Annotated in this window: 18 protein-coding genes; all 18 read left to right on the top strand. The window is 42.1% G+C overall.

All coding sequences use genetic code 11. The features are described from left to right. The first annotated feature begins 15 nt into the window (after positions 1-15). On the top strand, positions 16-480 hold the full coding sequence (locus tag PKC55_RS10380) for a hypothetical protein (RefSeq protein WP_291124639.1): 465 nt from the start codon (positions 16-18) through the stop codon (positions 478-480). A 19-nt stretch (positions 481-499) separates the two neighbouring features. Then, positions 500-1,042, top strand: a complete 543-nt coding sequence (locus tag PKC55_RS10375) for a DUF3575 domain-containing protein (RefSeq protein WP_291124641.1) — start codon at positions 500-502, stop codon at positions 1,040-1,042. Positions 1,043-1,053: 11 nt separating this feature from the next. Continuing rightward, a complete protein-coding gene (locus PKC55_RS10370; RefSeq protein WP_291124643.1) occupies positions 1,054-3,246 on the top strand; it encodes an OmpA family protein in 2,193 nt (730 codons plus the stop codon). Between the two features lie 11 nt (positions 3,247-3,257). After that, entirely contained in the window at positions 3,258-4,145 is an 888-nt protein-coding gene (locus PKC55_RS10365) for a hypothetical protein (protein ID WP_291124645.1), read from the top strand. Between the two features lie 18 nt (positions 4,146-4,163). After that, positions 4,164-5,087, top strand: a complete 924-nt coding sequence (locus PKC55_RS10360) for a fimbrillin family protein (RefSeq protein WP_291124647.1) — start codon at positions 4,164-4,166, stop codon at positions 5,085-5,087. Further along, entirely contained in the window at positions 5,084-5,980 is an 897-nt protein-coding gene (locus PKC55_RS10355) for a fimbrillin family protein (RefSeq protein ID WP_291124648.1), read from the top strand. Before PKC55_RS10360 ends, PKC55_RS10355 begins: the two co-directional genes overlap by 4 nt. Positions 5,981-6,084: 104 nt before the next feature. Beyond that, the gene (locus PKC55_RS10350) at positions 6,085-7,041 is read left to right on the top strand and encodes a fimbrillin family protein (RefSeq protein ID WP_291124649.1); all 957 of its coding nucleotides are present in this window, start codon (positions 6,085-6,087) and stop codon (positions 7,039-7,041) included. A gap of 74 nt (positions 7,042-7,115) precedes the next feature. Continuing rightward, positions 7,116-8,057: a fimbrillin family protein gene (locus PKC55_RS10345; protein ID WP_291124651.1), complete on the top strand. Its 942-nt coding sequence runs from the start codon at positions 7,116-7,118 to the stop codon at positions 8,055-8,057. A gap of 106 nt (positions 8,058-8,163) precedes the next feature. Further along, positions 8,164-8,793, top strand: a complete 630-nt coding sequence (locus PKC55_RS10340; protein WP_291124652.1) for a DUF4141 domain-containing protein — start codon at positions 8,164-8,166, stop codon at positions 8,791-8,793. Positions 8,794-8,795: 2 nt separating this feature from the next. Beyond that, positions 8,796-9,884: a conjugative transposon protein TraJ gene (gene traJ / locus PKC55_RS10335; protein WP_291124654.1), complete on the top strand. Its 1,089-nt coding sequence runs from the start codon at positions 8,796-8,798 to the stop codon at positions 9,882-9,884. A 39-nt stretch (positions 9,885-9,923) separates the two neighbouring features. After that, positions 9,924-10,547, top strand: a complete 624-nt coding sequence (traK, locus tag PKC55_RS10330) for a conjugative transposon protein TraK (RefSeq protein WP_291124656.1) — start codon at positions 9,924-9,926, stop codon at positions 10,545-10,547. A gap of 11 nt (positions 10,548-10,558) precedes the next feature. After that, positions 10,559-10,843, top strand: coding sequence for a TraL conjugative transposon family protein (locus PKC55_RS10325; protein WP_291124658.1), 285 nt, complete (start codon positions 10,559-10,561; stop codon positions 10,841-10,843). A 115-nt stretch (positions 10,844-10,958) separates the two neighbouring features. Next, on the top strand, positions 10,959-11,087 hold the full coding sequence (locus tag PKC55_RS10320) for a hypothetical protein (protein ID WP_291124660.1): 129 nt from the start codon (positions 10,959-10,961) through the stop codon (positions 11,085-11,087). 11 nt (positions 11,088-11,098) lie between these two features. Beyond that, the gene (locus PKC55_RS10315) at positions 11,099-11,431 is read left to right on the top strand and encodes a hypothetical protein (RefSeq protein WP_291124662.1); all 333 of its coding nucleotides are present in this window, start codon (positions 11,099-11,101) and stop codon (positions 11,429-11,431) included. Next, positions 11,412-12,731 carry a conjugative transposon protein TraM gene (gene traM, locus PKC55_RS10310; protein WP_291124664.1) on the top strand — a complete coding sequence of 440 codons (1,320 nt, stop codon included), beginning with the start codon at positions 11,412-11,414 and terminating at the stop codon, positions 12,729-12,731. Before PKC55_RS10315 ends, traM begins: the two co-directional genes overlap by 20 nt. Positions 12,732-12,775: 44 nt before the next feature. Then, positions 12,776-13,768, top strand: a complete 993-nt coding sequence (gene traN, locus PKC55_RS10305; protein ID WP_291124666.1) for a conjugative transposon protein TraN — start codon at positions 12,776-12,778, stop codon at positions 13,766-13,768. A 3-nt stretch (positions 13,769-13,771) separates the two neighbouring features. Further along, a complete protein-coding gene (locus PKC55_RS10300; RefSeq protein WP_291124668.1) occupies positions 13,772-14,347 on the top strand; it encodes a conjugal transfer protein TraO in 576 nt (191 codons plus the stop codon). Positions 14,348-14,386: 39 nt separating this feature from the next. After that, a complete protein-coding gene (locus PKC55_RS10295; RefSeq protein ID WP_291124670.1) occupies positions 14,387-14,836 on the top strand; it encodes a TraQ conjugal transfer family protein in 450 nt (149 codons plus the stop codon). The last annotated feature ends 122 nt before the right edge of the window (positions 14,837-14,958 follow it).

Raw genomic sequence — 14,958 nt, 5'->3', positions numbered from 1 at the left:
CTAAAATTAAACAATATGTTCGGATTATTTAAAAAGAAAAACTATACGAAAGAGTTGTTAACTCTGCTTGTCTCTCAGAGCAATATTATGAAGCAACTGGCGGCTCTAATGCCGTTATTGGCAGATAAAGCTTTTGAAAGCCAGTATGCTGAGCCTATTAAACCGGTATCCGTACTCAGTAGTATTTGCGGTGAATGGTACAGTCAGGAACATGGAATTTGTGTTTCTATTAAAAAGCAAAAAGAGGGCTATCACGCTAGTGTATGCGATATCGGATACCTACCTGAGAGCCCCGATATAAATTACCCTATCAGTTCATACAAAGATCTGATATATTTTACCATAGACGGGCATGTCATATTTATCGAATACAGACCTGATACACATGAAATCAACCTATGCGGAAAGCTATCCTTGCTGCAAAGCAGAACTGATGCCACGCTGTGTTCTTGTATATCTGTCGATTTAATTCCCAATTAACCATTGTATAGAAGAAAATATGAAAAAGTTCTTATTCAAATATATATTACTTATCCTTTTTCTGCTGTGTTCAATCAGGGGACACGCCCAGTTCTATTCACTGGGTACGAACATTCCGGCTTTGGGAACAGCTACCATCAATGCAGAAATAAGTATGACTCTTGACCGTAAATGGTCATTGCACCTACCTGTTTATTATAATCCTTTTGTATTTAAGGACAATAAGAAGCTACAAAACTTCACGGTTTTGCCCGGCATACGTTATTGGTTGCTGGAATCCTATGTGAATGGGTTTATAGGGGTAAATGCCACCGGATCGAAGTACCATATCATATGGAAGGACAGCCGATATGAAGGGCAGGCTTACGGAATGGGGATCAGTGCAGGCTATGCGTGGCTCTTATCGCCACGCTGGAATCTGGAAATCGAAGGGGGCATCGGGCTTGTATGGGCGGATTATACCGAATATGAATGTGAGCAGTGCGGGCGCAAAAAAGGAGAATACTCTCGCTGGGTAGCCGCTCCTAACAAGCTCTCCCTATCATTAATCTATTTATTTTAATATATACGGTTATGAATATACGGATAGTTACATACCCCTTCATTTATCTGTTCCTGCCATTAATCCTGTTTATCGTATTCTTGTTTTCTTCCTGTGGAAGTAAACGCATGGATCACCAGGTGCGTGCCAATATCCATTTACCTGTACAACCTGTAGAAGAGACAAGCGATAAAAGTAAGAATAAGAGACTGCCTGATGTAATAGATATGAAGGACAGGTTGGGAAATAAGACCGCCTACGCACGTACAGAAACCGATAAAGACGGGAATTCTTTAATCTCGGTACAGCTCAGCGAGGTGACTGTTACAGCAAAGATGAAAAATGTACCGGAACGTTTCGGTAAAGTGGATGTGGACTTTATCGTTTCGGTTCCCGAAGAGTTGATTAACAGTAGATGGCAACTAAACCTCACGCCGCATCTGATCAAGGCGGGTAATATTTTCGATTTTGAAGATTTGGTAATAAGTGGGCCTGATTTCAGAAAACTACAGCAAAAACAATATGCCGAATTTGACAAGTACCTTTCTAAGATTATACCTGACAGCCTGTTCGAACAATACTTTGTAAAAACCGGAGCACTTCACCGCTATATAGACCGTTATAACCGTTCGGAGCTGAGCCGGGTATACAAAGATTCGATGGATCATGCAGGATATTCGAAGTATAAGGCAAAGCTGAACAGGCGTTACGAATATTTTAATCAGAAGATGTACCGCAACGGAAGCCGGCTGAAAAAGAAAATGAGTTTTTTAGAAATAAAAGAGCGTTATGAATATTTTGGACGGGATACAGTTCATATTGCGGCGATCTATAACAAGCGATACAACCAGATTGTAAACCTGTTACCTATGTTTCACCTGTTACGGGAATTTTCTCCGGAGTATTCTTTATGGAAGTACCGGAAAGAAAAATACATTATCGGTTTTATAAACGATTATACCCCTGTGACGTCTGCCGATTCGGTTTTCCTGAAAAAACGATTTCTGAAAAACAGGCAGATTGCAGAAAACCAAAAGCTGATCGATAACAGACATATCGCTTTTGCCGAAATGGTCAGGTTTGCGAAGAACGACAAGGCCCGGTTGGATACAGTGATCTACAACAAAGGAAAGTTCGAATATTATTACAAGCAACAAGTGTCGGCGGATGAGGACAGCCGAAGAATGAAAATATACCTGGATGGATACGCCCAATCCATTCATGGAGAGAGCCACCTGTTACCTCATTCCGATACGCTCGATTATGTGGTTTCTTCCATGATCCAGTTTTTGGATACTGTTCCACGCTATATGCGGAAGATTATCGAACGCAAAGCCACGTCTACCCTTCGGGCGAATATCATTTTCAAGACAGGCAAGTCCGATGTGGATGCCGGACTGGGAAACAACCGTTCAGAGCTGGACAAGGTACAGGAGATGTTTGATCAGTTAACCGGAACAGGCGAGTTTGTGATAGACAGCATCTCTATGATAGCCGGTTGTTCGCCGGAAGGGAGTTTTAGGTTCAACATGCTGCTTTCTAAACAGCGCGCGGAGTCCATTGGAAAATACCTGGCTGGGGAACTTTCAGATATTGAAGGCTTCTCAGGCATGTTGAAACCATATCCCAAAGGGGAGGATTGGGAAAATCTAAGTATCCTTATCCGGGACTCCATTATCAGCGATAACAAACAAGCTATTCTGGACATTATCGCTTCGGGTGGTGATCTTGATAGGAAGGAAGCGGATATCAGGCAAAAATATCCGGTTGACTATAAATCTGTCAGGGATAAACTGTATCCACTTCTCCGGGCTGTCGACTTTACCTTTCATGTGCATCGAAAAGGAATGATAAAAGATACCATTCACACAACTGAACCGGATACAGTGTATGCAAAAGGAATGAACCTGATGGCAAAACGCAGGTATAGTGAAGCCTTACAGATACTGAGTGAATATAGCGATTACAATACGGCAATCTGTTTGATGAGCCTTGGCTACGATCAGGCAGCATACAATATCCTGACGGGTGAAACAGAAACAGCGAACGGTGAATACCTGCTGGCAGTAGTGGCATCACGGTTAGGTAAGATAGAAGAAGCCGTCAGCCGCTATCGGCGGTCGGTGGAACTTGACCCGGCAAAACGCTGGAGAGGCAGGCTCGATCCCGAGGTTAATAAGCTCATTAAGGCATATAATCTGGATATGGAAGGTGATAACCTCTAAAAAAAACGAATATGAAAAATTTAAGAATAACAGGTTTAGTCATCGTCAGTATGCTGTTAGTTTCCTGTAGCCTGATAGACTTTTCCGAAGATTGTACCTATTATGGCGATGTTGAAATAAAGCCGGATTGGTCCGGATTGGTTAAGGATGGGACCAAACCTGCCTTGACGGATATATATTTGCTGTCTCCACAGGCAAATTACAGCTACCGCATTTCGGCAGATACGTTGGTAAAGGGGGTACAGGCGGTAAGTTACAAGGTGCTGGCATTTAATTCTTACGGATTATCAGATATCAGTTTATCCGGAATGGATTGCCCTGAAACGGCAAAAGCTGTTTTAAAGGTATCGGAGGAAAACGGAAAGCTATATACTGTTCAGGCTCCCGCTTTCTATGCTGCCAATGATGATCTGACAGTTCCCCCTTTTGAAAGGGGGCTGTGCGAACCTGTGCTAAAACCTGCTGTCCGGCAAATTAATATTGATTTTATCGTACTTGGCAATGGTACGCAAACGGAAGTAAAACGTATTGACGGTGAGCTTTCCGGCATACCCTATATGTATGGCTTTAAGCAACTGGACGGATTGGAATCTGCCGCACGCCTGGCATTCATCACACAACGAAATGAAAAGAAAGACAATGTATTTTCGTCTGATCTGCGGGTGTTCGGGATTAATCCGGATAAGCAGGGTGAAGGCAGAATAGATAACCTGCTGGATATTACCTTGCAAGTACCCGATGGAAACACATACAGGGAAACTGTCGATCTGACGGATGTATTTAGCGATTTTACGACTCGTATTATCAATATTACTATCGAGATCCGGCTCGGAATAATGGGTATTGAAGTGACAATTACCGGATGGAATGTTTCTGACGGAGGAGTTGTTGATCTGTAAATTTTAATAGATGAAATGATGAAAAAGATTTTAATTATATCGTTACTAACCGCCTTGGTATCGTTCTCGTGTACGGATAATTTGTCGGATAAAGAGGAGACGGAAAACAGGCAGATGAACCTGAAATCGGCAGCTGTATACAGCGACAGGCAGAATCCCGGAAGAGGAACCCTTAGCGAATTTACCGATGGGGATACAATCGGTTTATATCTGCCGGAATATTATTTCGGGTCACAGTTCCTGTTCGCAGCCCATAATTATTATTGGTGGGAATTATCCTCTACAGTATTATTACCGATACATCCGGTAAGGTTACAGGCTTTTTATCCTTACCGCCATAACGATCATGTGAACCTGAAGGATAACTATAACGGATATATCGATGTAGACCACGATTCACAGGCTGATTATATGTATGGCGGCCCTATAGACGGGTCTGTCAGTTGGAGTGAGCCGGATGTCTTCTTGCTGATGAAACATGCAATGGCCTTAGTACAGTTCCGGTTCATAAAAAACGGTTATTACGGGGAAGGTTCTATACAAAAAATATCGGTCCGTAATGCCGATGGAATACGTCATATGCACAGTAGGGGCAGGATGTCTGTTGAAACAGGAGAGATAGAACCGCTGGAGGAATATTATGATGAGGCTTGTATTATGCCTGAAAATATGCAGATTCCCGATATCTATTCGAACGAAAAAGAGTATGTCCGGATTTTGATTATTCCTACGCAACGAACAAAGCTATCCGGAGACCTGATCTTCGAGTTCACTATCGATGGAAGGATCTATACATGGCCTATAGGCCCAGGATGCAGGTGGGAAAAAGGGATGCAATATACCTATGAGGTTGAAATGGTTGCCTTGAACAGGTCATCAAAATCTGTATCATCAACTAGGGATATCAAGGTCGTATTAACAGAAACGGGCAAACGCTTATGAAAAAGAGAGACTTATTTATAATCTCATTGACGGCTCTTCTTTGCGGATGTGAAGAACAGGACATGACCGGGAGCGAGCAACAGCAAAATATTGCCTTATCAGTAACAGAAGTGGACTTTGGCATCAAATCGATAAACAATTCAGGGGATAAGTCATATTTTGATCCGGGAGATGAACTAGGCTTGTACATATACCGGAATCAAAGTTTATCACAACACAGATTGACTTATATAAACCCGCAATGGTATCTGGATGATATCGTTCTATTGCCTACCGGCAATAGCGATGTATATGCTTATTACCCTTATGATCCGGCAAACAATGATCCTGCAAACAATGATCCTGCGTCATTCAGTATAGAGCATACCAGCGGTACAGACTACTTGTACAGTTCGGGATATACGGTCAACCGCCTGTCTCCGAATCTACATCTGGAAATGAGGCATGCACTGGCATTGATCGAGTTTGAGTTTGAATACATCCCGCAAATGGAATTCGGATATATCGATTTTATATCTGTCGACGGGAATGCCCTTTACAGTAGGGCGGCTTTAAATATACGATCAGGCGGTCTGACATATCCGCAAGAGATCCATGAGCCGGCAATTATTTACGGCTGGCAAATGGAGAACCCGTTCATCCACAGCGGCATGAAAGTGGGATTGATGGTTGTACCCGTTCGTGAAGTGAAGTATGAAGGTGATATTCATTTCAATTTCTATTTCGAAGGGCTTAAAGGCCATTGGCCCGTACCTGCCGGAACTACCTGGGAAAGTGGAAAGAGATACACCTACAAGGTATTTATCAGTGAAAGGGAATTACATATCGCATATGTACAGATAGAAGGCTGGAGTGATATGGGATACGAAAAAATATACATACCCTACTATTAACAATGTATGATTCAGTATTAAGCTGAAAGAAAGCTATATAGCGGATATAAGGCACCAAAGTCCGCACTATAGCCGGATTATTAATTATTTAATCATTTAAAACAATGAAAAAGAGTTTTATATCAATGGCGGTTATAGCCGCTTCTGTTTCCAGCTTTTACAGCTGTAACAATGACGATGATACGACAGCAAACCCGGTACAGGGCCGGACGGCAGAATTACGTGTTGAAACGGAAATATTTGCTAGCCAACCCTCCCTGCGTTCGACCAAAACAACCCTCAGTAGCTTTACCGAAGGATCGGTATTAAGCCTCTTTGTTACAAGCGGAACATTGGGGAATAATTATCCGCAAGGGCCTTATAACAATGTTAAGGCAGAACTCAAATCCGGAAAATGGAAACTTAACCCCATAGTCAAACTGGGAGAAGATCCCGCTACGGTCTTTGCTTTTTACCCTTATACGGAAAATCTTGGGAATGGAGCCGGTGAGATTTTTGTACAACATACCGATCAGGTGGATTATATGTATGGGACACACACTACCGGACAAAGCGAAATAAATAAGCACAATACAAGCGTCCGCTTAAGTATGAAACATGCTTTGTCCCTGTTGGAGTTCAAATTGCATAAAGAATATTATACAGGTACAGGTAAACTGACTAAGATAGAAGTCCGTAATGCAAAAATGACGGATATGTACAGCCGAGGGACAATCAATCTGGAAACCGGTGTTGTCACAGGTTATTACGGCAGGCATGAACCAGCAGTCATCGGAAATGAGGAAGGCCTGCTTATCATACCGGATGTACCCGATATGGATATAAGCAAATATCAGCAGCTCATGGTACTGCCATCAACAAACAGAAGCCTGGGTAATATAGTCGTTGATTTTCACATCGACGGAGGTGTATATACATGGAAAGTCCCGGAAGGATATACCTGGGAGGCAGGATACAAATACACTTACGACATTGCACTCAACGGTGCGACACTGGATGTGACGAATATTGAGATTGTTGACTGGATCGACGGAGCCAGAGAAGATGTAGACCTGTACTAATAACAAGGGCGGGGTATTACCTACTCCGGCCATTACTTTGATCATTTATTAAATAGTAATTAAAAACGAGCCCTATGAAAATTCTATTTATCTATTTATTGTCCCTTTTTTTCATCCTTGTTCATTTTACCGCCTGTGATCAGGACGACACCATGGAAACCGCAAAAGATAGTTCTTCTGAACTTGTTATTCAAACCGGATTAAACCCGTTGGCAAAATCATTGAAAAGTATATCTGTTTCACAGTTTACAGATGGTAACCGCCTGGGGTTGTTCATCACAAAAGGAAATCTGGGGGAAGATTATTCATCCGACGTTTCTTCGAATATTCTTTCGACATTGACAGAAGGCCTGTGGCTACAGACTCCGGCAGTAAACCTTTATACGCACAATGCCGTGGTCTATGCGTATTATCCTTACAGTTCAGGTAATGCTAACGGCATGGAAATCCCGGTACAAAGCGGGGTAACTGATTACATGTACGGAACTCATACCCCGGGACAAGCTGCCGTGAATAAAGATAACAAGGTGGTAAACCTGACAATGAACCATGCATGTGCTTTGGTGCAGTTCAATATGTACAAAGCCAACTATCCCTGGCAGGGACGGTTGGAATTGGTCACTGTGAAGAATGCTCCGGAAAAATCCATTGTTTATTACAGTGGGAAGTTAGATATCCAAACAGGGGAAATCAGCGGTTTATCGGGAGCTGACAGGAACATCCTTCGAAACGGTTCTCCCATTATGGTTATTCCGGATACAAAATCGGATGATGAGAGCAGCTTTGTCAAATTTTTGCTGATTCCGACACAGCGTACATCTTCCGCCGCAGAGGTTGTCGTATCCTTTCATATAGACGGAAAGGATTACACATGGGAAGTACCTGCCGGAACAGAGTGGAAACAGGGAACAAAGAACACGTATGATGTACTGCTCAGCGGAAATGAACTGCGTATCGGAGATGTAAGAATAACTGCTTGGGAAGAAGGTACAAATGGAAATGTTGTTCTGGAATAACGGCTATTGCAGGGTAACAGGCAAACATTAAGCGGATTGTGATACCGCGGCAGACGGCATCACACCCCTATTATCGGATAATTTATTAATCAAAAATTTCAACAGCATGAAAACAAAGATTTTTATGTTGTGGGTGGGTTTTTTGCTCATCACAACGAATATGAGTGCCCAATGGACAGTCTGGGATCCCAGTAATTTCACACAAAGTATCGTCAATACCAGCAAACAGATTGTACAGACTTCATCGACGGCGAGCAATATGTTAAAAAATTTTCAGGAGGTTCAAAAGGTTTACAATCAGTCCAAGCAGTATTATGATGCCTTAAAAGCTGTAAACGGTTTAGTGAAGGATGCCCGTAAAGTCCAAAAAACGATATTGCTTGTGGGTGAAATCTCCGGTATCTATGTGAATAGTTTTCAAAAAATGATGGCTGACCCCAGTTTCTCCATTGAAGAATTAAATGCCATTGCCGAAGGATATACGATCCTGTTGGAAGAAAGCAGTATCATTTTAGACCAGTTAAAAACAGTCGTCAATATCAGCACCCTCTCCTTAAGCGATAAGGATAGGATGGATGTGGTTGACAATTGCTACAAGGAAGCCCTGAATTATAAAAATCTGGTTAACTATTATACCAACAAGAATATTGGTGTTTCATATCTCAGGGCGAAGAAGAAAGGGGAGACCGAACGCATCCTTTCATTGTATGGTAATCCTCACGAAAGATACTGGTAGCCATGGATTTTGATAATTTACATCAGATACTGCGGCAGCTTTATGACGATATGATGCCACTATGCAGTAATATGGTCGGCATAGCCAAAGGTATTGCCGGATTGGGAGCCTTATTCTATGTGGCATACCGTGTCTGGCAATCCTTGTCGAGAGCCGAACCGATCGATGTGTTTCCACTGCTTCGCCCGTTTGCCATCGGAATCTGTATTATGTTCTTTCCGACGATTGTAATCGGAACCATCAACAGCGTCATGAGCCCTATTGTACAGGGAACTCATGGAATGATGGAAACGCAAACGATGGATATGAGACAATATGCCCAGCAGCGGGATCAACTTGAATATGAAATCAAAAGGCGTAATCCGGAAACAGCATATCTGGTCGATGATGATGTCTTTGAGGAGAAATTAAGTGAACTGGGAATTACAGATGTCGGAGCTAAAGCAGGATTATATATAGACAGAGGGATGTTTCAATTGAAAAAATGGATGCAGCAGGCCCTGCGGAATCTATTAGAGTTATTATTTCAAGCAGCTGCACTGGTGATCGATGTTGTCCGGACATTTTTCCTGATAGTCCTCTCTATTTTAGGCCCGATTGCTTTTGCTTTTGCCGTATGGGATGGATTCCAATCTTCTCTGACCGGATGGCTCATGCGCTATATATCGGTTTATCTGTGGTTACCTGTCTCAGACTTGTTCAGCAGTATACTAGCCCGCATACAGGTACTGATGCTTAAAAATGACATTGACAGAATGGCTGCAGATCCCAACTTCTCCCTGGATTCATCGGATGCTATCTATATAATCTTTATGCTGATAGGTATTATCGGCTACTTCACTATCCCTACGGTTGCCGGATGGATTGTGCAAGCCGGAGGCGGTGGGGCGATGAGCCGAGGAATCAATACGGCTGCAATGAAAGGTGGTGCCATAGGTGGAGCACTTGCCGGGGCTGCTGCAGGAAATATTGCAGGACATGCCGGACAGGGTGCTGCCGCCATTGGAGGAAAACTAAAGCAAGGAGCAGGTGCACTGGTTCGAAGTGTCAGAGGCCACAAGCAGAACCGGGATAACAATAACTCTCAATAACTTTTGTCACAAATTATCAACTTAAACAAAATTCTGAATATGCAATTTAAATCTTTATTAAATATAGAAACAAGTTTCAGGCAATTACGTGTATTTGCTATTGTGTTTGTCTGTTTGTGCGCTATTATTACCGGCTACTCGATTTATAGTGCCTATGACTTTGCAGAAAAACAACGGCAAAAGATCTATGTACTGGACAATGGCAAATCCCTGATGCTGGCCCTATCGCAAGACCTGTCACAAAACCGCCCGGTTGAAGCACGCGAACATGTCAAACGCTTTCATGAGCTGTTCTTTACCTTGGCTCCAGAAAAAGGGGCTATCGAAAGCAATATACAAAGAGCATTGTTACTGGCAGACCGCAGCGCATTCAATTACTACAAAGATCTCTCGGAGAAAGGATATTATAACCGGGTAATTTCCGGAAATATCATCCAGAATATACAGGTCGACAGCGTTATCTGCAATTTCAGTGCATATCCTTATGATGTAATGACCTATGCCAGACAGATGATTATCAGGGAAAGCAACATCACTGAAAGAAACCTGGTAACCAACTGTAAATTGATGAACTCTTCCCGCTCAGAGAATAATCCACATGGATTTTTCATCGAAGGGTTCGAAGTGAAAGAAAATAAGGACGTACGGATAATCAAACGATAAAAAAAATTGACATGAAAGAACGAATAAAAGAATTCGGGTACACCCTTGAAGACCTGCTGAAAAGGATCGTCGGAGAGATAACCCCAGACAAAAGACTAGTTTTCGTCCTGTCTATACTCCTTATCGGTACACTAGCGAACTTATATATGACATTCAGGGCCGTGCAAAGTATGAGTAAAAACGATAACAGCAAGAACTCTTTGGAGATTCGTCATATCGGCCGCCCGGAAATCGTGGAACGAAACAACGCATTATTGGCTGACTCATTGAAAGGAAGTTGTGATGAAACGGATTAGCTACAATTATCTATTACGGAGCTGGATCCTTATTCTGCTCTGCTGTTCACTGGCGGGGATTGTTATTGACCTCTTGTTTTCCGGATCCGGATATCGGAAAAAGATTCAGCCGGAAATGGAGTATAACAGCTTTGAAGTGGATATTGACACAGGAAACGATATCCTAAAGAGTGCCTTCGACAGCATCAGAGAGATGTATCTGAAGAGTCAGGAGCTTAGTCCTGACAGTATTATTAACCATTAAAAATAATTGGAATGAGTTTTAATAACGAACAAAACATTAAACGACGGATCGGTATCCTGACATTTCTTACGCTACTCGTCTGTGGCGCAATGGTATGGGGAGGGACACGGCTGAAAGAAGTGGACAGTGGCAATAGTCTCTTATACTGGAAAACGGATAAAATAGAGCAGCTTCTTGAAAAAAGATTGGAAACGATCATCGAAAAGCTTGATTCCATGAAAGAGCCGGAACTTATCGATAGCCCTATAGATCTGCTTCCAGCAGATAAAAAAGGGGATGCACAGGATAGTATTCGAAACATTTTAAAGGATATACTGAAATATTATGAGCAACAGGCAGGATAAAAAGCAAAAGCTTAAGAAATATGCGGTATTCGCCCTGATGGGACTTGTCTTTATTACATGTATATGGTTAATTTTCAAGCCCTCTTCGGATGAAAAGGAGAAAGACAAACAGGGAATAGGTTATAATGACAAAATTCCCGACCCCACCAACAATGATATCATAGAGGACAAGAGGGAGGCTTACGAACAGGCCAGCCTGAAAGAGAGACATTCCAAAGAGATGGCAAACCTGCAGGACTACTCATCGATGCTTGACTCTAGAAATAGTAGCAACGACAGAATAGACTTGATTGAACAAGATTCTAAGCCACAGCCGCAACCCGAAAGACAAACTGCTATAGAAAACTCGGTTTCTTCATATAGGGATATCAACCGGACACTGGGTACTTTCTATGAAAAGCCTGCATATGATTCTGAAAAGGAAGAGATGAAAAAGAAATTGCAGGAGTTGGAGGATAAGCTTGCCGATAAGGGAAACAAGCAGTCGGCTATGGATGAGCAAATCGCCCTGATGGAAAAATCTTATGAACTGGCAGCCAGGTACATGCCACAGGCACAAACTACAGGCAATGTACAGTATCCGAATGAAACAGGAATAGCAGGCGACGAACCTGCCGGAACCGGAGCTCAAGAATTGAAAAATAAAATAGTCAAATCATCGAAAAACAGTAATGAGAAAGTAAAGATCTCCCCTATCAGACAGGCACAGGACAGGACGGTATCTGCTTTGAAGCAGACTTATTCGTATAATGAACTGATGACACTTTATGACCAACCGCGAAATTTTAGTTTTAATACTTTAAAAAGTGACGATAACAAGAACGACAAAAATACAATTAAAGCCTGTATCCACGGTGATCAGACCGTTATGAGCGGACAAAGCGTATTTATAAGGCTGCTGGAAACTATTGTCGTCGATGATGCTACTATTCCTGTTAATACTATCCTTACGGCAAATGCCAATCTGCAGGGAGAGCGGCTAGGCTTGCAGGTGTCCTCTATCGAATATGACGGAGTGATTTATCCCGTAAAAATAAGTATTTATGATACGGATGGGACTAAGGGAGTATATGTACCCGCTTCGATGGAACTGGATGCACTCAAGGAGGTTGCTGCCAATATGGGCAATAGCATGGGAACAAGTTTTACCATGACCGATAATGCTGGAGCACAGATTGCTTCCGACCTAACTAAAGGCATGATACAGGGAGCTTCCCAACTGTTTGCCAAGAAGATCAGAATGGTGAAAATAAATCTCAAATCTGGACATAAAGTGTTGTTATATCCTGAAAAACAATAACTAACTTATAAATAATCTGTCATAAACTATTAATTGAAATGTATATGAAAAATCTATTTTTTGTCTTATTATTTTGCATAACAGCTATATCGACTTTTGCACAAAACACTGAAAACAATCCAGTTTCAGAGAAACACATGCAGGAAATCCCTGAACCGGATGGAATCAAACAAGGAGCCAGCCCTTCTACGGGTGATTTATACTACGGACTTACCCGTAAGATTATGTATGACAGGATGATACCTCCACATGGCATTGAGGTCACTTTCGACAAGACTGTGCACCTGATATTCCCCGCTCCTATTGTTTATGTAGATCTGGGTTCTGCCAATATCGTTGCCGGAAAAGCCGACGGTGTGGATAACATCCTGCGGGTAAAAGCCGCTATACGGGATTTCGCCACCGAAACAAATTTCTCGGTCGTTACCGATGAAGGCAGTTTTTATTCGTTCAACGTCAAATATGCCGATGAACCGCAGAAACTGAATATCGAGATGAAAGATTTTACCCATGACGGGGAAGCGGTAAACCGTCCGAATAATTCGCTGGATATTTATCTGACAGAGCTAGGAAAAGAAACGCCCAAGCTTGTCAAGCTGATTATGAAGTCCATCTATGACAACGACAAACGCATCTATAAGCATATCGGCAGCAAGAAGTTCGGAATTCAGTTTCTCTTAAAGGGTATTTATGCCTATGACGGAATGCTGTATTTGCATACGCAAATTAAGAATTCGACCAACGTACCTTATGATATCGATTTTCTGCGTTTCAAGATCGTTGACAAAAAAGTTACCAAGCGGACTGCCGTTCAGGAAACACTTATTGTTCCGGTACGGGCACATAATTACGTCACACGGGTAAACGGACAGTCTATTGAACGCACCGTATTTGCCATTGACAAGATCACCATGCCTAACGGCAAACAACTTGTCATTGATCTCTACGAACAAAACGGTGGACGGAATCAGTCTTTTGTAATTGAGAATGAAGATTTGGTGAGAGCCGAACCGATTAACGAATTAAAAATAAAATAAGCCATGAGAGTCACTATATTAATTACAGTATTGTGCCTTGCCCTTTTCGGACAGGCACATGCCCAACGATACCTGCCGGGAATGAGAGGTATACAGGTAACGGCAGGAGTTGTCGATGGCTTTAAGCTAGGTAAACAGGATGGACAGGCATTTTGCTTCGGGGCCGCTATGACCACTTATACTAAAAACGGTAACCGATGGGTATTCGGCGGGGAATATTTACAGAAGAATCATCAGTATGGGAATATATACATACCCGTATCGCAATTCACTGCAGAAGCAGGACATTACTTCAAGTTCATTTCTGATAAATCCAAAACGTTCTTTTTGTCGTTGGGAGTATCGTTACTTGGTGGTTATGAAATTGTCAACTGGGGAGAGGGACTACTAAAAGACGGTACAACAATACAGAACGAAGATAATTTTATTTATGGCGGAGCCATCACACTGGAAAGTGAAACTTATCTGACCGACCGGATTGTATTGATTATCGCAACGCGGGAACGTTTCCTGCCCTCTTCTTCTGTCTCTGATTTCCATTTCCAGTTGAATATGGGGGTAAAGTTTATTATCAACTAATGCCGGAAGGTTTTTATATAATTATTTAAAGATATAAAAATGAAAAAATTTGCATGTTATATGATATATACGCTATTGCTTGCTGCAATAGCATGTGCCTGTAGCGACGATCTTGATCTTAAGCAGTCTTATGAATTCAAGGTTACTCACCTTCCGGTGCCCAAGAAGCTCAAAATAGGTGAAACCGCTGAAATCCGTTGTCAAATAGAGCGCAGCGGGTATTATCAAAATACCTCCTATAGACTTCGGTATTTTCAGAGTGATGGTAAAGGTACTTTGAAACTTGATAACGGAACCACATTCCAACCCAATGATTATTATAACCTGGACGGGGAAACTTTCAGGCTTTATTTTACATCCGGTTCGGAGGAGCAAAACAACATCGACATCTATTTCTTTGACAGCGAAGGAAATAGTTACACCTTGAGTCTGTCTTTTAATAATGACAGTCAGGATGGCAGTAATAGTGATGAAACGGCAAAGGGATGAATACAATATATTATGTTCTGATGGCTTATGAGTTCATCTCCTGGATATGCATAGCTATCAGCTTGCGGAATGCTCCTACAGATGTAGAATTATGGAATGAAGAAATAGAGTAATTATTTGTC

It is taken from the genome of Dysgonomonas sp. (genome assembly GCF_035323175.1).
GTDB lineage: Bacteria > Bacteroidota > Bacteroidia > Bacteroidales > Dysgonomonadaceae > Dysgonomonas.
The sequence above is the reverse complement of the archived record's forward strand: the minus strand, read 5'-3'. Positions and strand labels throughout refer to the sequence as shown.

Coding starts and splice junctions, on each gene's coding strand:
- PKC55_RS10380 (WP_291124639.1), top strand. CDS start 16: ATGTTCGGATTATTTAAAAAGAAAAACTATACGAAAGAGTTGTTAACT.
- PKC55_RS10375 (WP_291124641.1), top strand. CDS start 500: ATGAAAAAGTTCTTATTCAAATATATATTACTTATCCTTTTTCTGCTG.
- PKC55_RS10370 (WP_291124643.1), top strand. CDS start 1,054: ATGAATATACGGATAGTTACATACCCCTTCATTTATCTGTTCCTGCCA.
- PKC55_RS10365 (WP_291124645.1), top strand. CDS start 3,258: ATGAAAAATTTAAGAATAACAGGTTTAGTCATCGTCAGTATGCTGTTA.
- PKC55_RS10360 (WP_291124647.1), top strand. CDS start 4,164: ATGAAAAAGATTTTAATTATATCGTTACTAACCGCCTTGGTATCGTTC.
- PKC55_RS10355 (WP_291124648.1), top strand. CDS start 5,084: ATGAAAAAGAGAGACTTATTTATAATCTCATTGACGGCTCTTCTTTGC.
- PKC55_RS10350 (WP_291124649.1), top strand. CDS start 6,085: ATGAAAAAGAGTTTTATATCAATGGCGGTTATAGCCGCTTCTGTTTCC.
- PKC55_RS10345 (WP_291124651.1), top strand. CDS start 7,116: ATGAAAATTCTATTTATCTATTTATTGTCCCTTTTTTTCATCCTTGTT.
- PKC55_RS10340 (WP_291124652.1), top strand. CDS start 8,164: ATGAAAACAAAGATTTTTATGTTGTGGGTGGGTTTTTTGCTCATCACA.
- traJ (WP_291124654.1), top strand. CDS start 8,796: ATGGATTTTGATAATTTACATCAGATACTGCGGCAGCTTTATGACGAT.
- traK (WP_291124656.1), top strand. CDS start 9,924: ATGCAATTTAAATCTTTATTAAATATAGAAACAAGTTTCAGGCAATTA.
- PKC55_RS10325 (WP_291124658.1), top strand. CDS start 10,559: ATGAAAGAACGAATAAAAGAATTCGGGTACACCCTTGAAGACCTGCTG.
- PKC55_RS10320 (WP_291124660.1), top strand. CDS start 10,959: ATGGAGTATAACAGCTTTGAAGTGGATATTGACACAGGAAACGATATC.
- PKC55_RS10315 (WP_291124662.1), top strand. CDS start 11,099: ATGAGTTTTAATAACGAACAAAACATTAAACGACGGATCGGTATCCTG.
- traM (WP_291124664.1), top strand. CDS start 11,412: ATGAGCAACAGGCAGGATAAAAAGCAAAAGCTTAAGAAATATGCGGTA.
- traN (WP_291124666.1), top strand. CDS start 12,776: ATGAAAAATCTATTTTTTGTCTTATTATTTTGCATAACAGCTATATCG.
- PKC55_RS10300 (WP_291124668.1), top strand. CDS start 13,772: ATGAGAGTCACTATATTAATTACAGTATTGTGCCTTGCCCTTTTCGGA.
- PKC55_RS10295 (WP_291124670.1), top strand. CDS start 14,387: ATGAAAAAATTTGCATGTTATATGATATATACGCTATTGCTTGCTGCA.